The sequence below is a fragment of the Gluconacetobacter diazotrophicus PA1 5 genome, from assembly GCF_000067045.1.
GTDB lineage: Bacteria > Pseudomonadota > Alphaproteobacteria > Acetobacterales > Acetobacteraceae > Gluconacetobacter > Gluconacetobacter diazotrophicus.
Genome location: NC_010125.1, coordinates 3,726,287 through 3,746,568 on the forward strand (window position 1 = coordinate 3,726,287; position 20,282 = coordinate 3,746,568).

Consider the following 20,282-nt stretch of genomic DNA (forward strand, 5'->3'; position numbering starts at 1 on the left):
GATGCGACGATCCTGCCTTGTCTGCCTTGTCCTGATCGCAGTGCTGGCCGGCTGTGCGTCGCACCCCTCGCCTCCGCCGGCGGCGCGAGGTCGCGACGCGTTCCATCAGTTCGACCCGCCCGCGCCCGGTGTCGCCAACAGGCCGGCGATCGGGCTGGGCGGGGCGTATTGAACAGGGACGCTCTTAATATTCCGGCTTCTCGCCCTTGACCGGGACCGAGGTCGGCGTGCCGGGCACGCCGGCATAGGTGATCAGCAGCACGGTCCGCGTATCGCCGGACACGCCGTGATGGACGTCGTTGACCGTTTCGGCGAAGCATTCGCCGGTATGGAAGGTCCGGGACTTGCCGGTTTCGCGGTCGGTGATGGTCAATTGCCCTTCCAGCACGTATCCGGCGTTCGGCACCGGGTGGGTGTGCCACGGCAGGGCGGTGTGCGGTTTTATGGTCAGGCGGATGATCGTCAGTTGCGGCGTGCCGGCGGGATAGTGGTCATAGGGCGTGCCGTTCCAGGCCCGGTCGGCCTGCAGCAGGATGTCCCGATGGCCGGTGGCCACCGTCGGAGCCGGCGCCGCCCGAGCCGCCGTCTGGGCCGCCGTCTGGGCCGCCGTCTGGGCCGCCGCCGTTCGCGGCGCGACCATCGGGGCCGCCGCCAGGCAGGCGGCAACCAGGGGAACGGCCGCCCGGGCCAGTCGCGCGGAAATGCTGTATCGTGCTGTCATGCCGTGCTTTCTCCTTCGCGGCGGCATGATGCCCGATACGGCCCGGGCTCCGTATCACAATTCGGTCATGCGCCTTGACCAATTTCCATATATCGTCTTACGTCGATATATGGAAATTGGATCACCCTGCCAGGACCCGGTGGACCCGTCGGATCGGGAGGTCGCGGGCGCGCTGGACGTTCTGGCGGCCCTGGCGCAGCCCAGCCGCCTGGCCGCGTTCCGGCTGCTGGTGCGCCACGAGCCCGAGGGGCTGCCGGCCGGCGGAATCGCCCATCGGCTGGGGGTGCCGCAGAACACGCTGTCGACGCATCTGGCGATCCTGGCGCGATCCGGCCTGGTCCGCGCGACACGGCGCAGCCGGTCCATCATCTACCGGGCCGACCTTTCGGTGCTGCGGGGCCTGGTCCTCTTCCTGGTCAGGGATTGCTGCGGCGGGGCGCCGGATGTGTGTGCGCCGCTGCTGGCCGACCTGGCCGCCTGCCGTCCGGCTTCGGAGACCTGATCCATGTGCGTAACCATCTACCATAACCCGGCCTGCGGCACGTCGCGGACCGTGCTGGGCCTGATCCGCGATGCGGGCATCGCGCCCACCATCATCGAATATCTGAAGACGCCGCCATCGCGTGACGAACTGGCCGGGCTGATCGCGCGCATGGGGGTGCCGGTGCGCGACGTGCTGCGCCGCCGGGGAACGCCCCATGACGAACTGGGGCTGGATGACGCGGGGCTGAGCGACGACCGGCTGCTCGACGCCATAATGGCGCATCCGATCCTGATCAACCGGCCGATCGTCGTGACGCCGCTGGGGGTCAGGCTGTGCCGCCCGGCCGAGCGCGTCCTGGACATCCTGCCGCCGCGCCAGGGCGCGTGATGCTGGCGCTTGCGATCTTTCTGGTCACGCTGATCCTCGTCATCTGGCAGCCCCGGCTTCCCGGGCAGCCGAGGGGGCTGGGCATCGGGTGGAGCGCGCTGGGCGGGGCGGGGGTGGCGTGGGCGGCGGGCGTCATCCACGCGCGGGACATTCCGGTGGTCTGGCATATCGTCTGGAATGCGACCTTCACCTTCATCGCGCTGATCGTCATCTCGCTGCTGCTGGACCGGGCCGGGTTCTTCCAGTGGGCGGCGCTTCATATCGCGCGCTGGGGCGGCGGGCGGGGGCGGGTGCTGTTCCCGCTGGTCGTGGGGCTGGGGGCGGCGACGGCCGCGATCTTCGCCAATGACGGGGCGGCGCTGCTGCTGACGCCCATCGTCATCGCCATCCTGGCGTCGCTGCGGCTGTCGCACGCGGCATCGCTGGCCTTCGTGATCGCGACCGGCTTCGTCGCGGACACGACCAGCCTGCCGCTGGTGATTTCCAATCTGGTCAACATCGTCAGCGCCGGCTTCTTCGCCGTGCCGTTCGACCGCTATGCCGCCGTCATGGTGCCGGTGGACATGGTGTCGCTGGCCGCGACGTTCGGCGTGCTGTGGCTGTATTTTCGCCGGGACATACCGCGACACTATGCCGTCGCGACCCTGCCGGAACCGGCGGGCGCCATTCGCGATCCGATGGTGTTCCGGGCCGCGTTTCCGCTGCTGGCGGCGCTGCTGGTCGCCTACTTCGTCACCGCGCCGTTTCATATCCCGGTCTGCGTGGTGGCTGGGCTGGCGGCGCTGGTGCTGCTGGCCCTGGCGGCGGGCGGTCGGGTCATTCCGGTGCGCGCGGTGCTGTGGGGGGCGCCGTGGCAGATCGTGCTGTTCAGCCTGGGCATGTATCTGGTGGTCTATGGGCTGCGGAATGCCGGCCTGACGGCCCATGTGGCGGACGCGCTGGTGTGGCTGGGGCACCGGGGCACGATCGTCGCCACCCTCGGGACCGGGGTCCTGGCCGCGCTGCTGTCGTCGGGACTGAACAACATGCCCAGCGTGCTGGTCGGTGCGCTGGCGATCCAGCAGGCGCAGGACATCGCGCCGCAGACGCGCGAACTGATGGTCTACGCCAATATCGTCGGCTGCGACCTGGGGCCGAAATTCACCCCGATCGGCAGCCTGGCGACCCTGTTATGGCTGCATGTGCTGGCCGGAAAGGGGCTGCGCATCGGCTGGGGGCAGTATATGCGCGTCGGCCTGGCGATCACCCCGCCGGTCCTGCTGGCCGCGCTGCTGGCGCTGGCGGTGTGGCTGCCCGTGCTGTGAATGCGGGCCTTGCGTCCCGCCCCCTCCGCGCCGTATCGGCATGGGATGGGTTTGCGAAGGGGGCGGGCATGGACGGCATGGGTGCGATCGATCCGGGGGGACTGAACGCCGCGCCCGTGCGCTACAGTGTCGAGACACGGTGGCTGCACTGGGGATGCGCGGTGCTGATCCTGGCGCAGTTCGTGCTGGGCGAGCTGATGCACCGGGTGCCCCGGTCGCTGCATGGCACGCTGGTTTCGTTCCATCTGTCGCTGGGGGTGTTGCTGGCGGCGCTGTTCGTGACCCGGATCGCGTGGCGGGTCACGGGCGGGCGGGCGATCCGCTTTGCCGCGCGGGGGACGGCCGACCGGGCGGCGCACGCGGTGCATGGCGTGCTGTACGTGGCCGTGGGGGCGGAAATCGCGCTGGGCTATCTGGCCCGCTGGTCCACCGGCAGGCCGGTGGTGGCGTTCGGCGTGCCGATCGCGTCCCCCTTCGGCGCGTTTTCGCAGGCGTCGCACCGTCTGTTCGGCACGCTGCACGACTGGCTGGCCTGGGGGATCATCATCTTGGCGGCCGGCCACGCGGCGGCGGCCGTGTATCACGCGCGGGTCTTGCGAGACGACGTCATGCGCCGCATGTGCTGAAGATCGGAAAAGGATAGACGGGGATATGGACGAAAACGGAACCGACCGGACGCGCGCGGTTGCGGTCCGCGCGCTGCGGGTGCTGCCGCTGGCCGGGCTGCTGCTTCTGGCGGCGTGCGGACCCGATTACGGCGATAGAGGCACGCGGCAGTTCCGTGGCGACGGCTATGGCGATGTCGGCGTCAATACCAAGGGCAGCTATGGGTATGACGGCGGCGGGTACTAGGTAACCGTCCCCGCCATCGGGTGGGGATCAGGCCGCCTGCCGCTGGTCCATCAGGGTTTCCAGCAACGGGGGAAATTCCGACAGGTGGGCGATGCGGAACAGGCCCGGCCATTCCGGCGCCGGCTTGTCGAGCGGCCGCAGCAGGACGCAGGCCATTCCCGCCCGGCGCGCGGCTTCGACGCCGGCATCGGAATCTTCCAGCACGATGCATTCCTCGGGCGCCACGCCTTCGGCCTGCGCGGCGTGCAGGTAGATGTCCGGGCGCGGCTTGGGCATGTCCAGGTCACGGCCGGAATGGATACGTTCCTTTTCCAGCACTTCGTCCAGGCCGGTGTTCTGGAACTTGGCGTCCATTTCGGCGCCCGACGAGTTGGAGCCCACGCGGATGGGCAGGCCGAGCTGGATGACGGATTCCAGCATGGCTTCGGCGCCGTCCACGGTTTCGGCTTCGGTTTTCATCATGTCGACGATGCGGTTCTGCATCATCATATCCCAGTCGGCAGGGATCTCGCGGCCGGTCTTCTGGCCGATCAGTTCGCCGATCTTGGTCAGTTCGCCGCCGGTGAAAATGCGGTGGGCCTGGCTGTCGGACAGGTTCCAGCCGTAGCGCCGGGCCTCCTGCGCCATCAGGCTGGTCGACTGGCGCTCGCCATCAATAAGTACGCCGTCACAGTCAAATATAACCAGGCTGATCTTTCCGTCCGAGCAGGGGGTGCGGGTAGAATGCGGGGCTGTAAGGGTCTCGGGAGTCAATGCTACTCTCCTATAATCAAAGGCATTTGGAGGCGAATTCATAATATATTTTATTGATCAAAAGATATTTTGTGGGGGTGGTCATTTCAAGTCTTGAATTGTGGCTAATTTGTCGCTATGAAGGGAACATCGCCCTAATTTCAGATGATCAGGTCCGGACCAGTCCCGGCAGGGGCGGGACATCGGCGCTGTCGGGGAAGATGCGGGGCAGGGTCGAGGAGGGCAGGCCCAGATGGTCGCGCAGCACGCCCTTGGCCACCGCGCGCAGGTCGGTGGTGGGGGCGAGGTCGCGGTTTTCGAACAATTGCCCGGCGGCCAGGCCGGGCCAGGTGCCGGCGACGCGCCCGCCCGCGACGGCGCCGCCGGCCAGCAGGGCCACCGTGGCGGTACCATGGTCGGTGCCGCCGGTGCCGTTGACGCGCACCGTGCGGCCGAATTCCGTCATCACCAGCACGACGCTGCGGGGCCAGGCCGTGCCCAGCCCGTCGCGCAGCGCGCCCAGCCCGGCGTCCAGCCGCGCCAGCGGGCCGGCCAGCCGCCCGACCTGCGCGGCATGGGTGTCCCATCCCCCGAGCTCCAGCGCCGCGACGCGGGGGCCGTCCGGGGCGGGCAGCAGGGTGCCGGCGGTGCGGCACAGGGTAACGAACGCATCCGGGCGGCGGGGGGCCGCCGGGGCGGGAGATGGGCCGGTATTCATCTCCATTCCACGAGTTTTCAGTTCATGGGCCGAATAGGCGTCCGCCCGCAGGCCGGCGCGCAGGGCCGGCCCCAGCAGCGGGTCGGGGGCGTTCAGCGCCGCGATCCGGGCCAGCAGGTCGGGGTCGGGGCCGGCGCCCCCGTGCGGGTTGTAGCTGCCGATCGGGGCCGGCCCGCGCAGCAGCAGCGGGGCGGACAGGCCGACCGACAGGCCGGCGCCGTCGGGGCCGTGCGGGGCGGGGGCCATCGCGCCCACCGCCCGGTTCAGCCATCCGCTGGTCAGCCGGGTGTCGGCGCCGCTTTCCATGTAGTCCTGGGCTTCGAAATGCGACCGGCTGCGGTAATGGCCGGCCACGGCGTGGATCGGCAGCAGCGCGCCCTGGGCATAGAGCGCGTGCAGCGTCGCCAGGGCCGGATGCAGGCCGTAGAAGCCGCCCAGGTCCAGCAGGCCGCCCGGCCGTCCGGGCTCGGGCGGCAGCAGGCGCGCGCGCCAGGCCGCCAGGGCGGCGTCGCCGTACGGGACGACGGCCGCCATGCCGTCCAGCGCCCCGCGCAGGATGACGACGACCAGCCGCCCGTCGCGGCGGGCCGGAATTACGGGGCGGGCCAGCGCCAGGGACGACGATTCCAGCATCCAGCTGCTCGCGAGGCCCAGCAGGGCGGTCCGGCGCGGAATCAGCATGTCAGAGCCTCTGGAATTCTGGGGCGGTGAACAGCAGCGTCAGGGCGTCGCGGCGCGAGGCCGCGTGCGACAGCGCCGCCAGCGTGGCCGGGCGCAGGACCGGGCCCAGGCTGGCATGCGCGATATCCAGCGGGTCGGCCCCCGCCGCGATGTCCCGCCCCGCCAAGCCATAGGCCCAGTCGGCGCGGGCGATCATGTCGGACGGGGCCGACCAGTCCGCCGCGCGGTCGGACCAGCCGTTGGGCAGCGGGGCGTTCCAGAGCGGCTGGCCCAGTTGCGCCATCGCGCCCATCAGCAGCCGCGCGGGGGAGCGGTGCGGGTCGTCGGTGGGGGGTGGGTCGAGCGCGCGCAGCGCCGCCAGCGCGTATTGCCACGGCATGCGCAGTTTGGTGCCGGCGTGCCCGGCCCCGGTGCGCCAGGATTCGGTATGCCACGCTTCGGGCCGGGCGACGACCGCCACTGCGGCAGCGCCCAGGTCGCCGCCGCTGTCGCGCAGGGCGGCGGCGATGGCCTGGATGGCGGCGGGCGGGGGTGTGTCGGCGATGAAATGGGTCGCCAGCCGCACGGCCAGGTGGCGGTGCGTTGCGGGGTGGTCCGCCAGCCAGCGCAGGGCCTGGATGCCGCCTTCCTCGCCCGGGGGGAAGATCCGGCCCATCACCTGCTTGTCACCCGGCTGGTGGGCTGCGGCGCGGAAGGCGAAGCCGGGCGGGTCGGCGCGCAAATCCACCGTCCAGCCGGTCAGGATGGCGGCGAAGGCGGTGACGTCCTGCTGGGTGTAGCCGGCGGCGGGCGACAGGGTGTGCAGTTCCAGGCATTCGCGGGCCAGGTTCTCGTTCAGGCCGCGCGCCTGGCCGTGGCGGCGGGCGGCCTGGGCGGCCGGGCTGTCGGGGCCGATCGAGGAGGCGTTGTCCAGATACATGAGCATGGCCGGGTGGCGCATCACCGCCAGCAGCATGTCGGAAAACCGGCCGGTGACGTGGGGGCGGATGGCCTCGCGCACATAGGGGCCGATGGTGGCGCGGGTGCCGCCCTGGCGCAGGCTGACGGTGAAATGGTTGGCCCAGAACCAGACCAGGCGCTCGCGGAACGGCTGGTCGCTGGCCAGTGCCTGGGCCATCTGGGCCATGGCGTCGGCTTGGAACAGCGGGCCGACCAGCGGGTCGCCCTGCAGTTTCATCCGCCGCTGGTCGCGCAGGCGGCGCAGGCCCTCGGCGCTGTCGGGCAGGTCCGGGGGAAAGCGCGTTTTTTTTTCGGCCGTGTTTTGTGCCCGCAACCAGACCTCGGGGACCAACAAAATGGGGGCCTGTGTGGGCGGGCCCAGCCCGAAGCGGATCGTGGCCTGCATTGCCCGTGTCTGCATCGTCGTTCCCCGTCGATGTGCGGATAGTCGATGTCGCGGGTATGGGAGCGGTTTTTCGGCCGGACGTCACGTGACGATTGCGGTGTGTCGACGTGCCGACACGACCCTGGCAGCCATTCAGTCGTCGAAGCGGCCGCTGCGGCCCCGTTTGATGCCGGCGCGGTGGGCCTTGCCGTCCAGGCGGCGCTGGCGGGCGGCGCGGCCGGGGCGGGTGGCGACGCGGAAGGCGGGGCGGTGGGCGGCTTGGCGGATCAGGTCGGCCAGGCGCTCGATCGCGTCCTCGCGGTTGCGCTGCTGGGTGCGGAAGCGGCGGGCGGTGATGACGATCACGCCCTCGCGCGTCGCGCGGCTGCCGGCCAGGTCCAGCAGCCGCGCGCGGATGCGGTCGGGCAGCGAGGGCGAGCGCGCGGCGTCGAACCGCAGTTGCGCCGCCGTCGCGACCTTGTTGACGTTCTGCCCGCCCGGACCGGAGGCCAGGATATAGCTGACCTCCAGTTCCGATTCAGGAAGCGAGAGGGTGGGCAGGATCAGGATCGGCATCGTTCCGTGCGGTCGTGCTCAGGATGGATCGACGGTTCAGCGGTGATAGTCGCCGCGCCAGCCGCCGCGCTCGTCATACCATCCGTAATGGCCGCCGTAATAGCCGCGGTGCCAGCCCCGATAGGGCGGGCGGTCGTAGAAGCAGCCGGCGAGGGCCAGCATCGCCAGCAGCGCGCAGGTGGATCGGATCGTCGTGGTCATGGTTGGCATCCTTATCGGTTTCCTATCGGGCCACGCGGGCCCGCACGGTGTCACGTCGCGTACGATCGTGGCCGGCGTGTGGCCGGGCCGGTCACTTCCAGACCCACTTGCCCACCACACGCCCATTGATATGGACCTCGTCCAGCGCGCGGGTATAGGTCGGATAGCCGGGATTGATGCTCATGATCTGCACGCTGACCGGGTCTTCGGACCCGTAGACGATTTCCAGCCGTTTCAGCACCAGACCGAACCCGTCCCACAGCACGTAGACCCCGGGGGGCGAAGGGGTGCGGTGCGCGGTATCGACCAGCACGCGCTCGCCGGCCTGGTAGTCGGGTTCCATGCTGTCACCCGCGACGCGCAGCACCACCAGGGCCTCGGGACTGTCGGTGAAGGCGCCCAGGAAGCGGCGGGGCAGGAACCAGTGATCGACCGGCTGGGGCCCGTCCTCGACCGCCATGTTCGAGGGCAGGGCGCCGGGGCCGCCGCGTTCCCCGGCGAAGGAATGGCGACCCTGGCGCGCGGGCTCGAGCGCGGACGGCCGGGGCCTCTGCCTCCTCGGGCGCGGGGGGAAGGGTGGGGGGTCCAGCGGTTCCCAGTTCGGGTCCATGTCGTCGCGGAAGACGTTCGGGCTGACCGCGAAGCGGCGGGCCAGGGCGTCGCGTACGTCCTCGGGCAGCTTCTGGGGCGTACCCTTGTGGATATATTGCTGCAGGTAGGCGTGATTGCGGCCGAGGGCCAGGGATTCCGCCTTCAGGTTGCTCTGGGCCCCGGCGATCAGCCTGAGCAGGGCGTAGCGGGAGGGGGTCAGAATGGACATGACCCTATTATGCCGAGCGGAATAGGGAATTCCCAATAGGTTTTTGCCTCTTGATCGGCAGGAATCTTCCTATTATTGTCCTATCCATGCGGACCTATCTTGTTTCCTATCGGTGTGACCCCCTGCTGCGCGCCATCGAGGCGTTCCTGGGGGAGAGCGGCCTGTCGGCCACGTCCTTCGGCATGCGGGCGATGAACGACCCCCGCTTCGTCCATGAAATGCGGGCGGGGCGGGAGGTGCGGCGGGCCACGCGGGCGCGGGTGGCGGCCTATATCCGCGCCGCCCGGACCGGGGAGAGCGGGGCCCCGGAAGGACGGGCCACGGAAGGACGGGCCGGTCCGCCCAACAGGGTGATCGGGGGGCGGTCATGAGGCCATCGAAATATGACTGGAAGCGGCTGGACCCGCGGGTGGACGCCATGCTGGCGGAGGGGATGCGGGTGACGCAGGTGGCGCAGGCGCTGGAGATGCGGGTGCAGACCGTCCGCGACCGGCTGAGCTATCGTCGCCGCCGGCCGCCGCAGGATGCGCCGAAGCCGGCCCCGCCGCCGCTGATCGACCGGTCGTGCCTGAATTGCGGCGCCGGGTTCAGCGTGCGCTCGCCGTTCCTGCGGCTGTGTCCGACATGTCGTGCGGAATGTTGAGGCGATGATTCCCTTCGACGCGATCAATGACGCGGCGCTGGCGCAGTGGCCGGTGCTGGTGGCGCGCTGGCTGCCGGCGGGGCGGCGGCGCGGCGACGAATGGGTGGTCGGCGGGCTGGACAACGCGCCGGGGCGGTCGCTGTCGATCAACCTGCGCACCGGGCGGTGGGCCGATTTCGCCGGCGGGCCGCGCGGCGGCGACCCGATCAGCCTGTATGCCGCGCTGCATGCGCGCGACGACCGGGTGCGGGCGGCGCGGGACCTGGGGCGGATGCTGGGGGTGACCGGCGGGATGGAGGCGGCCGAGCCGGTTTCCGACCCCTTGCCCGACTGGGTGCCCGGGGTGCCGCCGGCTGGCGCGCCGATGCCCGACCTGCGCGGGTGGGACCATGTCTATGCCTATCGCGACGTGTCGGGGCGGGTGGTGCGCTATGTGCTGCGGCGCGATGCCACCGCGCAGGAGCGCAAGCGGATCATGCCGCTGACCTGGGGCATGCTGCGCGAGGGCGGGGAGGCCCGCGCCGGCTGGCATCCGCGCCACGCGGGGGCGCCCCGGTCGCTGTACGGGCTGGAGCGCGTGGTGCGGGCGCGGACCGTGCTGGTCTGCGAGGGCGAGAAGGCGGCGGATGCCGCGCAGTGCCTGTTCCCGCGCATGGCCTGCGTGACCTGGACGGCGGGCACCGGCAATGTGGACAAGGCCGACTGGGGCCCCCTGGCCGGGCGGCACGTCATCATCTGGCCCGACCATGACGCGCCGGGCGAGAAGGCGGCGGCGGAGATCGCCGCCCTTCTGGCGCCCATCGCCGCGACCGTGCGCGTCATCGACGTCAGCGACATGGAGCCGGGCGAGGACGCCGCCGACCTGTGCGTGGTCGAGCCGCGGAACTGGCTGCGCGAGCGGGTGGGGCCGGTGCTGTGCGGCACCAGCGTCAAGCGCGCGGGCGGCGAGGCCGGGCGGCCGATGGAACGCCGCGTCGCGGCGCTGGAGCCCATCGCGGTACGGGGCGGCGAGATCGACCTGGTGGCCAGCGCGGGCGAGCGCGCGCTGATGGCCGCGAACGCCCCCATCTACCAGCGCGGCACCAGCCTGGCCCGGCCCGGCCGGCGCGAGGTCGCGGCGGCCGACGGGCGGCTGACCCAGGCGGCGTGCCTGGTCGAGGTGGGGGTGCATGCCCTGACCGACCTGCTGTGCCAGGCGGTGGAATGGCGCCGTTTCGACCGGCGCAGCCAGGCGTGGAAGGCGATCGACCCGCCGGCGGCGGCGGCGCAGGTGATTTTGAGCCGGGCCGGTACATGGCCGTTTCCCGTCATTGCCGGGGTGATCACCACCCCCACGCTGCGCCCCGACGGGTCGGTGCTGATGGCGCCGGGATACGACCCGGCGACGCGGCTGTACCATGTGGACGACCCGACGCTGGAACTGTGCCTGCCCGAGCCCACGCGCGAGGCCGCCATGCGGGCTCTGGCGCGGCTGGAGGCGCTGCTGGCGGAATTTCCGTTCGTGGCCGAGGCCGACCGGTCGGTGGCGCTGGCCGGCATCCTGACCGCCGTGGTGCGGGGGATGATGCCGGTCAGCCCGCTGTTCGCCTTCCGCGCCAACGCGCCCGGGTCGGGCAAGAGCTTCCTGGTGGACCTGGCCAGCGTGATCGCGACCGGGCGCGTCTGCCCCGTGACCAGCGCGGGCGAGGACGTGGCGGAGATGGAAAAGCGCCTGACCGGGTTGCTGCTGGCGGGGTATCCGATCCTGTCGCTGGACAATGTGAACGAGGAACTGGGCGGCGACCTGCTGTGCCAGGCGACGGAACGCCCGATCGTGCGGCTGCGCGAGCTGGGGACGTCGTCCAGCGTCGAGATCGAGAACCGGGCGGTGATCTTCGCCACCGGCAACGCGCTGCGCGTGCGCGGCGACATGACGCGGCGCACGCTGGTCGCGACCCTGGATGCGGGGATCGAACAGCCGGAACTGCGGCGCTTCGCCCGCGATCCGGTCGCCGACATCATGGCCGACCGGGGTGGGTATGTCGCGGCCTGCCTGACGATCCTGCGGGCCTGGATGGGCAGCGGGGCGGCGCTGGACCTGCCGCCGCTGGCGTCGTTCGAGGGATGGAGCCGCACGGTGCGGGCCGCCCTGGTCTGGCTGGGCCGGGCCGATCCGTGCCTGAGCATGCAGGCCGCGCGCGAGGACGACCCCGAGCGCGGCGAACTGCGCGAGATCCTGGGCCTGCTGGCCCAGGCCGCCGGCACCGGCCGGCATTGCGGCCGCACGGTGCGCGAGATCGAGGAGCTGTCGGCGCTGGAAAGCACGGACGCCGCCGGCTACCGCACCGGGCTGCGCCACCCGGAGCTGCGCGACGCGCTGGTGCGGATTGCCGGCACCCCGGCCGGCCGGATCAATTCCCGTCGGTTGGCCCGCTGGTTCCTGGCCCGCCGGGGGCGGGTGATCGAGGGCCTGCGCATCGCGGAATGCGGGATGGCCCATGGCGGGGTGAAGAAGTGGGCGGTGGAACGGGTCGTATCCTGAAGAGATCCGGGGTGGGGAAAGGTGGGGACGGTGGGGCGGCGGCGGCCGGTACGGGGGAAGTGGCGCGGCCAGTCGGCCCGTACCGGGGGGATGAGACCCACCGGTCCCACCCCAGCCACCGGGCCGGAAGGAGGAGGATGAGGGGGAGAAGGAGAGGCCCCGGATCGTGCCGCCTTTGCACCGGTTGGAACGCGGCGTCCCGGTTATGGCGGGTGTCCGTGGGGCGCAAGATCGGCTATCGGACGGACATGCCGCCGATCGTGGCCGAATTATTGTGTGGATGTTGTTTTTTATGTCACGGATCCTGGCCTGGGTCATTCTGAAGCATGGTGTGATCGGTGTCGCAGCGGCGGTGATGCTGTGTGTATCGAGCAGCTATGTGGCGATGATGCTGCTGCGCCGGCTGCGGCGCACGGCGGGACGTGGCCGGGTGATCTGGGCGGCGGCGGCGGGCGTTGCCGGGGGATTTGGCGTCTGGGCGACGCATTTCCTCGGCATGCTGGCGTTTGGGTCCGACGTGGTGGCGGCCTATCGGCTGCGCCCCGTGGTGCTGTCGCTGGGCGTGTCCATGCTGGCGAGCGGCGCCGCCGTTCTGCTGGCCGGCTGCGTGGCGCCCGTCGCCGCCGGGGCGTTGGCCGGCGGGGACGCGGATGGCGATGCGGATGCCGGGGCGGATCGGGCGGCCCGGACGCGGCGGACTCGCATGCGGGAAATCCTGGTGGGCGTCGGCGCGGGTATCCTGTTCATCCTGGGCGTGGCGGCCATGCATGTGATGGGCCTGCAGGCGGCGCGCATGCACGGGCTGACATGGAACGAGCCGATGTCCGCCCTGGCGCTGCTGGTCGGCGGTGGATTTTCCATCGCGGCGTTCCTGACCGCCCGGTGGGGCAGCAGCGCGCCGTTCCGCTGCCTGGTGCCCGCGTGGCTGATGACGCTGGCGATCATGAGCCTGCATTTCATCGCCATGGCCGATACGGACGTGGTGGCGGCGTCGAGCCCGCCGGACCTGGCGCGTCACCTGCTGTCCCCGATGCTGATGGTCGTGATTATCGGCGTGATGGCGTGCGCGCTGCTGCCGATCGGGCTGGCGGCCTCGATCATTACCTATCTGTTTGGTCCCGGGATTTGGTGGTGCATTATTTTCACATGAGTGGAAGGATGCGCTATGGGCCAGGTTCACCACGGAAGCGCCACGACGACAGCGGCAGTCCGTCGAGCGATACAACATAGTCAAGAGAGCCTGAGGGTTCTGGCGAAACGCTACGGGATCAACCCGAAGACGGTCGCCAAATGGAAGGGGCGGACCGATACGTCGGATCGACGCACCGGTCCGAAGGTCGCATCCTCAACCATCCTGTCGACCGAAGAAGAAGCGATCGTTGTGGCCTTCCGTCGCCATACCCTGCTGCCTCTTGATGATTGCCTTTATGCGCTTCAGGCGACGATCCCGCATCTGACGCGATCTTCCCTGCACCGTTGTTTTCAGCGCCATGGGATCAGCCGCCTGCCCGAGACCGAAGGCGACAAACCAAAACGGTCGAAGTTCAAGAGTTATCCGATCGGCTATTTTCACATCGACATTGCTGAAGTCCGCACTGAAATGGGGCGCCTTTATCTTCTGGTGGCGATCGACCGGACCTCGAAATTCGCTTTTGTCCAATTGCACGAGAAAGCGACACGTCGCGTTGCCGGTGACTTCCTGCGTGCTCTGGCCGCTGCGGTTCCCTACCGCATCCATACCGTGCTGACCGATAACGGCACGCATTTTACCGATCCGGCCGGCAATGGATGGACACCCGAAGACATCAAGGCCATGCGGGCGGATGGTGTCCTGTTCCGGTGCCACTCTTTTGAACTGGCCTGTGCTGATCTCGATATCGAGCATCGACTGACAAAGCCGCGACATCCCTGGACGAATGGCCAGGTCGAGAGGATGAACCGCACGATCAAGGACGCCACCGTCAAGCGCTTCTACTACGAAACACATGACCAGTTGCGTCAACACCTCGCCGACTTCGTTACCGCCTACAATTTCGCCCGCAGGCTCAAGACCCTGCGCGGCCTCACTCCATATGAATTCATTTGTCAGCAGTGGGAAAAAGAACCATCACGGTTCATACATAATCCGCACCACCAAATCCCGGGACAAAACACCTATCGCGCCTGACTGGCGGCCTGGCGGAACGAGCTGGGCTTTCGCCTGCTGGTGGACGAGGCGCGGGATTATGCGGTGTACATGCTGGACGACGCGGGGCGGGTCACCACCTGGAACGTCGGCGCGCAGCGGCTGACGGGATATTCCGCGCGCGAGGTGCTGGGGCGGGTGGGCGGCCGCCTGTATTCCGAGGCCGAGCGGCGCGACGGCGTGCCGCAGCGGCTGCTGGCCGAGGCGCGCGAGGGCACGGTGGCGCGCGAGGGATGGCGCTATCGCAAGGACGGAAGCCCGTTCTGGGCGTCGGTCACGATCAACCCGGTCCGGGACGAGGCCGGGGCCCAGGTCGGCTTTGCCGTGAGCGTGCGCGACGACACCAAGCGCAAGACCGATGCCGACCGGATCGCGCAGATGACGCGCAATCTGGACATCGCGCTGCAGAACATGTCGCACGGGCTGTGCCTGTTCGGTGCCGATGCGCGGCTGATCCTGGCCAACGGGCGCTATGCCGAGATCTTCGGCCTGCCCGAGGGCGCGGCGAAGCCGGGCATGACCTACCGGGCGCTGCTGACGCTGGTCTATACCCGCCGGGGCCTGTCGGCCGAGGCCGTGCGGCGGCGGGTCGACGGCACGTTCGAGCGCCAGATGGCCCTGGTCCGCAGGCGGCGGGGCGGGACCTCGGTCCTGCATCCCCGGCCCGACATGGCGGTGCAGGTGCAGTACAGAATCATGGCCGACGGCGGATGGGTGGCGACCTACGAGGACATTACCGAACGGCTGAGGGCGGAAGCGCGCATCACCTATCTGGCGCATCATGATTCGCTGACCGGGCTGGCCAACCGCGCCTGGTTCACCGAGGCGCTGGACCGCGCCCTGACGCTGGCGGCCAGCGGCACGCAGCGGGTGGCGGTGATCGGCATCGACCTGGACAAGTTCAAGGAGATCAACGACCAGCACGGCCATGCGGTGGGCGACCAGGTGCTGGTGACCCTGGCCGCGCGCATCCGTGACGTCCTGGAGGACGACGAACTGGTCGCCCGGCTGGGCGGCGACGAATTCGCCGCGGCCAAGCGGTTCGACGACATGGCCGAACTGAACGCCTTCATCGGCCGGCTGGAGGAGTGCCTGTCGCAGCCCATCGGGGTGGACGGGTTCGAACTGCGGCCCAATGCCAGCATCGGCGTATCGCTGTACCCCCGCGACGCGGAAACGGTCGAGGCGCTGATGGGCGACGCGGACCTGGCGATGTATCGCGCCAAGGGGGCGTTGCGCGAGCATGTGTGCTTCTACGAGGCGGAGATGGACGAGGCGGCGCGCGACCGCCGCAGCCTGGTCGCGGCGTTGTGGGAGGCGGTGGACCACCATCAGTTCCATCTGCATTTCCAGGTGCAGAAACGCGTGGCCACCGGCGAGATCACCGGCTTCGAGGTGCTGCTGCGCTGGCACCACCCGGAACGCGGCTGGGTGGCGCCGATGGATTTCATTCCCCTGGCCGAGGAATGCGGCGCCATCCTGCCGATCGGCGAGTGGGTGCTGCGCCAGGCCTGCCGCGAGGCCGCCCGCTGGTCCCGCCCCTACCGGATCGCGGTCAACCTGTCGGCCGTGCAGCTGGGCGAGGACGGGCTGGCCGACATGGTGCGCGCGATCCTGGAGGAAACCGGCCTGGCCCCGTCGCGGCTGGAACTGGAGATTACCGAGACCGCGATCATCGTGGACAAGCAGCAGTCGCTGCGCACGCTGCAGCGGATCAAGGCGCTGGGGGTGTCGATTTCGATCGACGATTTCGGCGTGGGCTATTCGTCGCTGGAAACGCTGCGGACCTTCCCCTTCGACAAGATCAAGATGGACCGCAGCTTCATGACCGAGATCGAGCGGTCGCCGGAATCGAAGGCGATCCTGCGCGCGATCCTGGCGCTGGGCCGCAGCCTGACCATTCCGGTCCTGGCCGAGGGCGTGGAGACGCAGGTCCAGCTCGACATCCTGCATGCCGAGGGCTGCATCGAGGCCCAGGGATATCTGCTGGGCCGGCCGAAGCCGATGGAAATCGACGCCGAGCCGTACCGGCCGCTGGACGAGGACGGCTGGAGCGATTTGTCATTTGAGAAAATCACATGAATTTCTCCAGTCTTTTGCTTTTCTGGTATCTTCACGTGACTAGCGTCAGGACAGCGTGCCGGCGCGCATGATCGGCATGGATGTCTGACCTTCCGGGTGGCGGGATGGGGCCATCCGGTCCCATCCCTGTTCGTCCATAGCCCGCCGGGGCGGAGGCAGCGGACTACGCGGGAGAGCTTTCCGCTGTCAGCCTGTCCATGTATTGGGCGATCGAGACCGTTTCGATCCGGCGAATCCTGGCATGGGACCCCCACGGCCAGACACCCGACATGTCAACGGTGCACGTGCCCGTCTTCCATTCGAGGATCGGCGATGGCACCTTGAAGACGAAATCGGAACCCGCTGCGAAATCGACCTTGATCTCGAGATTCGTGGCATCAAGCGGAATACCGGAAATGGTGTGCTGCTGGCCCCCGGGAACCGTGGTGGATTTTTCGCCGGGTCCTTCCGAGGCGCTGTTATATTTCACCTTGCATCGACCAATATACGTACCGCCATGCTGGTTGTCGAAATTGACCGAGAAGGAATGAATGGGCTTGATCCATGTCGGCATGATGGTCCGGCCGTCGAACGAGGCGAACTGGAAAGACAGCGGGATCAGTGTTTTCGCGGCGGTGTTGTCCTGGGCCGGCCATAAATGGCTTTCGAAAGCCTTGGTTTCCTGAAACTCCTTGTAGGACCCTTTCAGGTTGCCCTGGACCGTTCCACCGCCGGTCATGGCCCGGATGCCATCGACCGATCCCGTCAGTGAAAAGGTGCTGGACTGGTTCAACGAGGCGATATTCGCGCCGCCGATCGCCTCGTGGGTGTGCGTCACGACACCGAAGCCCTGCTGGATTCCCTTTCCGTCGGGCGTCGCGTAATTGATCGATTTCGCGATATCCAGTAGCTTGGCAAATCGATCGCGCAGGACGATCCCGAAATCATCGACCGAACGGCGCGAGACGAGCGTGGCGTTGGAGGAAATGCTGCCCTCCTTGGCGAATTCCCAACTGACCTTCAGCCCGGTATTGACTTTCATGCTGGTTGTCGGGTCCTGGTAGCCACCCGCAAAATCGACGTCCGTCTGCTGGCGCCGTACGGACGAATCGTTGACCGCCCAGTTCTCGGAGGCCGGCAGGTCGGTAATCTTGAGGTCCGACAGCGTGGTGACCTGGCTGAAGATCCCGGTGTCCGGATCGATGGTTCCGACGGCCCCCGGCTGGACACCGGGATTCAGGGACCAGTTTCCCCACGCATACAGGTTGGTCCGGCGAATGATGTTCGTCAGGACGATATTCCAGTTTTTCGTATCCATGTTTCCACTCTGATTCAGACGCATCCACCCGCTGAACGGGGTGAATAAAAGACAGGTGCGGAGCGTGCCGTGACAGCGTTCCGGGGCGAAGACTTGGTCCCGATATGTTTATTTTTTATTAAAATAATCGGAATGACCGGAATGGATCGATCCGGTTACGGCATGCATATTTTCGATATCGCATTGAATGGCGGGATTGACTTGCACGCCGTGCGAACGACCTGATCGTGCCGGGTCTCGTTCCTGCCGATTTGTGCGGCCAGGAATAAAAAACACACCATCCCCACCCGCGTGCCCTTGCGGCTGGAATAAGGATATCCGCGTGGCCGGGCCGCGCGATATGGTCCCCCAGGACACGGAGGTTCGGGGGAGGGGATGGTGCCGGATACGGGGGACGATGCGCATGCCGGCGACGCGGGGGACGATGCCGCGGCCATGCCGAAGCTGACGCCGAGGCAGGAACGGTTCGTTACGGAATATCTGGTCGACCTGAACGGGAAGCAGGCGGCGCTGCGTACCGGCTATGGGCCCGTCGGCGCGCAGCAGCACGCGGCGCGGATGCTGGCGATGCCGCAGGTGAGGGCGGCGGTGGACCGGGGGAAGGCGGCGCGGCGCGAGCGGACGAAAGTCACGCAGGATCAGGTGATTTCCGAACTGATGCGCATGGCGTTCTATGACGTGGGCGCGATCGCGGGGCATCGGCTGGAGGGGCCGGAGGACATCGCGACCCTGCCGGATGCGGTGCGCGGCGCCATTGCCGGCTGGTCGTGGGACAAGGCGGGACATTTCGTCGTGCGCCTGGTGCCGCGCACGCCCAGCCTGGATCTGCTGGCGCGGCACCTAGGCCTGCTGAAGGACGTGCGCCAGCATCTGGGCCGCGACGGACAGCCGGTCGATCCGCCGGCGCTGTATACGGTTCTGGTCCGCTAACAGGCCGATCACAAAACGGGTTTTCTGAAACTGTTCCGGTCGGGCGTGGGCCCGTCCGGGCGTGGGGGGAGTGTGTACGCATGCGACAGCACAAAGTGATGGCGGAAACCGGGCGCGTGCCGGGCGAGGACGACGAATTCGGCGTGGCGCCGCTGGCCGAGGTGAATGGCGGCGCGGCGCATCCCGACCGCACTGCGCCCGCGCGGGTCCTGAAGGACGATGAGCGTGCGGCGCCCGCCACGGGGCGGCCGCGCGGCGGGCGCATGCCGGCGTCGGCCAAGCCCGATCACGGGCCGCATCGCTAGGCCGGTCTTTCCCGGGGGGGGCGGCATGGCCGCGCTGCATTACAACCGCGAGTCCGTGCCGACGATCCGGCGGTTCATGGAATCCGACGCCTTCATCCGGGGGCTGATGGGGCCGTTCGGGTCGGGGAAGAGTTCGGGCTGCGTCTGGGACATCGTGGTGCGGGGGCTGCGGCAGGCGCCGGGCCCCGACGGGGTGCGGCGGTCGCGCTGGGCGGTGATCCGCAATTCGTACCGCCAATTGGAGGATACGACGATCCGCACCGTCCACCAATGGTTTCCGCCCGCGCGGTTCGGCCGGTGGAAGCCGACGGACCATTCCTATGTCATCAACCGGATGGTGGCGGAGGGGGACGAGAAGCCGGCGGAGATCGAACTGCTGTTCCGTGCGCTGGACCGGCCGGACCAGGTGGGCAACCTGCTGTCGCTGGAACTGACGGGTGCCTGGGTGAACGAGGCGCGTGAGGTGCCGTGGGCGATCGTCGAGGCCGTGCAGGGGCGCGTGGGCCGCTATCCCGCCCGGCGGGACGGGGGCGCCACCTGGTCGGGCGTGCTGATGGACACCAACCCGCCGGATGCGGAATCGGACTGGTACCGGTTCTTCGAGGAAAAGGACCACTCGGCGGCGGTGGACGCCATGGCGGCGATCGTGCCCGGGATGACGGTGGACCGCTTCGCGCGGATCTTCAGGCAGCCCGGCGGGCGGGCGGAGGCGGCCGAGAATTTGGACAACCTGCCGCCGGCCTATTACCAGCGGCTGGCGGTCGGGAAAAGCGACGAGTGGATCAAGGTCTATATCGACGGCGATTACGGATTCGTCATGGAGGGGCGGCCGGTCTTCGGGGAATATAGCGACGGGTTCCATTGCCGCGACTGCCGCACGGTGCCGGCGCTGCCGGTCTATCGCGGGTGGGATTTCGGGCTGACCCCGGCCTGCGTGTTCAGCCAGATGCTGCCGTCCGGCCAGTGGATCGTGGTGGACGAGCTGGTGTCCAGCGCCATGGGGATCGAACGCTTCGCGGACGTGGTGGCGCGGCATTCGGCGCAGCATTTTCCGAAGACCCGCTTCGTCGATGTCGGCGATCCGGCGGGGATGCAGCGGGCGCAGACCGACGAGCGGACCTGTTTCGAGATCCTGCACGCCAGGGGGATCGCCATCGAGCCGGGGATGCAGACGCTGGCGATCCGGCTGGAGAGCGTGCGCCGGCCGCTGCGCACGCTGCTGGACGGGGCGGAGCCGGGATTCGTGCTGCATCCGCGCTGCGCCACGCTGCGCCGGGCGCTGATGGGCGGATACCAGTACCGGCGCATGCAGGTCAGCGGCGAACGCTATGCCGACCGGCCGGAAAAGAACCGGTGGTCGCATGTGATGGATGCGCTGCAATACGCGGCGACGCGCCTGTTCGGCGCCGAGCTGCGTGGGGCCGGGGCGGGGATCGACGACGGCGCCGGCGGCGAAATGGACGGGTTCCAGATGCATTCGGACGACGACCGGACGCGATCGAACATTACGGGGTATTGA

23 protein-coding genes are annotated in these 20,282 nt (G+C 68.7%); 15 read left to right on the forward strand and 8 right to left on the reverse strand.

Annotated elements, in window-relative coordinates:
• Position 1: 1 nt before the first annotated feature.
• Positions 2-172, forward strand: a complete 171-nt coding sequence (locus GDI_RS17250; RefSeq protein ID WP_231854153.1) for a hypothetical protein — start codon at positions 2-4, stop codon at positions 170-172.
• 12 nt (positions 173-184) lie between these two features.
• Here the strand turns inward: GDI_RS17250 and GDI_RS17255 are convergent, their stop codons facing one another.
• The gene (locus GDI_RS17255) at positions 185-721 is read right to left on the reverse strand and encodes a cupin domain-containing protein (RefSeq protein ID WP_012228339.1); all 537 of its coding nucleotides are present in this window, start codon (positions 719-721) and stop codon (positions 185-187) included.
• 109 nt (positions 722-830) lie between these two features.
• On the opposite strand from GDI_RS17255, the gene GDI_RS17260 reads away from it, so the two are divergent.
• From GDI_RS17260 to GDI_RS17280, 5 genes are all read left to right on the forward strand, one after another.
• On the forward strand, positions 831-1,223 hold the full coding sequence (locus GDI_RS17260; RefSeq protein WP_012228340.1) for an ArsR/SmtB family transcription factor: 393 nt from the start codon (positions 831-833) through the stop codon (positions 1,221-1,223).
• Positions 1,224-1,226: 3 nt separating this feature from the next.
• Positions 1,227-1,592, forward strand: a complete 366-nt coding sequence (arsC, locus tag GDI_RS17265; RefSeq protein WP_012228341.1) for an arsenate reductase (glutaredoxin) — start codon at positions 1,227-1,229, stop codon at positions 1,590-1,592.
• Positions 1,592-2,896, forward strand: coding sequence for an arsenic transporter (locus tag GDI_RS17270; RefSeq protein ID WP_012228342.1), 1,305 nt, complete (start codon positions 1,592-1,594; stop codon positions 2,894-2,896). Before arsC ends, GDI_RS17270 begins: the two co-directional genes overlap by 1 nt.
• 68 nt (positions 2,897-2,964) lie before the next feature.
• Entirely contained in the window at positions 2,965-3,522 is a 558-nt protein-coding gene (locus GDI_RS17275) for a cytochrome b (RefSeq protein ID WP_012228343.1), read from the forward strand.
• 25 nt (positions 3,523-3,547) lie between these two features.
• Positions 3,548-3,748: a hypothetical protein gene (locus GDI_RS17280; RefSeq protein WP_012228344.1), complete on the forward strand. Its 201-nt coding sequence runs from the start codon at positions 3,548-3,550 to the stop codon at positions 3,746-3,748.
• A 27-nt stretch (positions 3,749-3,775) separates the two neighbouring features.
• On the opposite strand, the gene GDI_RS17285 is transcribed toward GDI_RS17280, so the two are convergent.
• The 6 genes from GDI_RS17285 to GDI_RS17305 form a co-directional block, all read right to left on the reverse strand.
• Entirely contained in the window at positions 3,776-4,435 is a 660-nt protein-coding gene (locus GDI_RS17285) for an HAD family hydrolase (protein WP_041249905.1), read from the reverse strand.
• 214 nt (positions 4,436-4,649) lie between these two features.
• A complete protein-coding gene (locus GDI_RS17290; RefSeq protein ID WP_012228346.1) occupies positions 4,650-5,879 on the reverse strand; it encodes a DUF1501 domain-containing protein in 1,230 nt (409 codons plus the stop codon).
• 1 nt (position 5,880) lies between these two features.
• Positions 5,881-7,239 carry a DUF1800 domain-containing protein gene (locus GDI_RS17295; protein ID WP_012228347.1) on the reverse strand — a complete coding sequence of 453 codons (1,359 nt, stop codon included), beginning with the start codon at positions 7,237-7,239 and terminating at the stop codon, positions 5,881-5,883.
• A 117-nt stretch (positions 7,240-7,356) separates the two neighbouring features.
• Positions 7,357-7,779: an alternative ribosome rescue aminoacyl-tRNA hydrolase ArfB gene (gene arfB, locus GDI_RS17300; protein WP_012228348.1), complete on the reverse strand. Its 423-nt coding sequence runs from the start codon at positions 7,777-7,779 to the stop codon at positions 7,357-7,359.
• Between the two features lie 36 nt (positions 7,780-7,815).
• A complete protein-coding gene (locus GDI_RS20110) occupies positions 7,816-7,980 on the reverse strand; it encodes a hypothetical protein (RefSeq protein ID WP_012228349.1) in 165 nt (54 codons plus the stop codon).
• A 91-nt stretch (positions 7,981-8,071) separates the two neighbouring features.
• Positions 8,072-8,800: a S24 family peptidase gene (locus tag GDI_RS17305; protein WP_231854155.1), complete on the reverse strand. Its 729-nt coding sequence runs from the start codon at positions 8,798-8,800 to the stop codon at positions 8,072-8,074.
• 86 nt (positions 8,801-8,886) lie between these two features.
• Between GDI_RS17305 and GDI_RS17310 the strand changes: the two genes are divergently transcribed.
• The 6 genes from GDI_RS17310 (at position 8,887) to GDI_RS17335 (ending at position 16,231) form a co-directional block, all read left to right on the forward strand.
• Entirely contained in the window at positions 8,887-9,171 is a 285-nt protein-coding gene (locus GDI_RS17310) for a hypothetical protein (protein ID WP_012554403.1), read from the forward strand.
• The gene (locus GDI_RS17315; RefSeq protein WP_012228352.1) at positions 9,168-9,443 is read left to right on the forward strand and encodes a hypothetical protein; all 276 of its coding nucleotides are present in this window, start codon (positions 9,168-9,170) and stop codon (positions 9,441-9,443) included. Before GDI_RS17310 ends, GDI_RS17315 begins: the two co-directional genes overlap by 4 nt.
• 4 nt (positions 9,444-9,447) lie before the next feature.
• Positions 9,448-11,964, forward strand: coding sequence for a topoisomerase (locus tag GDI_RS17320; RefSeq protein WP_012554404.1), 2,517 nt, complete (start codon positions 9,448-9,450; stop codon positions 11,962-11,964).
• A 292-nt stretch (positions 11,965-12,256) separates the two neighbouring features.
• Positions 12,257-13,114, forward strand: a complete 858-nt coding sequence (locus tag GDI_RS17325) for an MHYT domain-containing protein (protein WP_041249578.1) — start codon at positions 12,257-12,259, stop codon at positions 13,112-13,114.
• A 15-nt stretch (positions 13,115-13,129) separates the two neighbouring features.
• Complete coding sequence (locus GDI_RS17330; RefSeq protein WP_012228356.1) at positions 13,130-14,131, forward strand: IS481-like element ISGdi9 family transposase; 1,002 nt, start codon at positions 13,130-13,132, stop codon at positions 14,129-14,131.
• 39 nt (positions 14,132-14,170) lie between these two features.
• A complete protein-coding gene (locus GDI_RS17335) occupies positions 14,171-16,231 on the forward strand; it encodes a putative bifunctional diguanylate cyclase/phosphodiesterase (RefSeq protein ID WP_157871079.1) in 2,061 nt (686 codons plus the stop codon).
• 163 nt (positions 16,232-16,394) lie between these two features.
• On the opposite strand, the gene GDI_RS17340 is transcribed toward GDI_RS17335, so the two are convergent.
• Positions 16,395-17,528: a hypothetical protein gene (locus tag GDI_RS17340; RefSeq protein WP_157871080.1), complete on the reverse strand. Its 1,134-nt coding sequence runs from the start codon at positions 17,526-17,528 to the stop codon at positions 16,395-16,397.
• Between the two features lie 375 nt (positions 17,529-17,903).
• On the opposite strand from GDI_RS17340, the gene GDI_RS18680 reads away from it, so the two are divergent.
• The 3 genes from GDI_RS18680 to GDI_RS17355 all read left to right on the forward strand — a co-directional run bounded on the left by GDI_RS18680 (position 17,904) and on the right by GDI_RS17355 (position 20,282).
• On the forward strand, positions 17,904-18,458 hold the full coding sequence (locus GDI_RS18680; protein ID WP_012554407.1) for a terminase small subunit: 555 nt from the start codon (positions 17,904-17,906) through the stop codon (positions 18,456-18,458).
• A gap of 80 nt (positions 18,459-18,538) precedes the next feature.
• Positions 18,539-18,763, forward strand: coding sequence for a hypothetical protein (locus GDI_RS17350; protein ID WP_012554408.1), 225 nt, complete (start codon positions 18,539-18,541; stop codon positions 18,761-18,763).
• A 25-nt stretch (positions 18,764-18,788) separates the two neighbouring features.
• Positions 18,789-20,282 (forward strand): hypothetical protein, encoded by a 1,494-nt coding sequence (locus GDI_RS17355; protein ID WP_012228361.1) that lies wholly within the window; start codon positions 18,789-18,791, stop codon positions 20,280-20,282.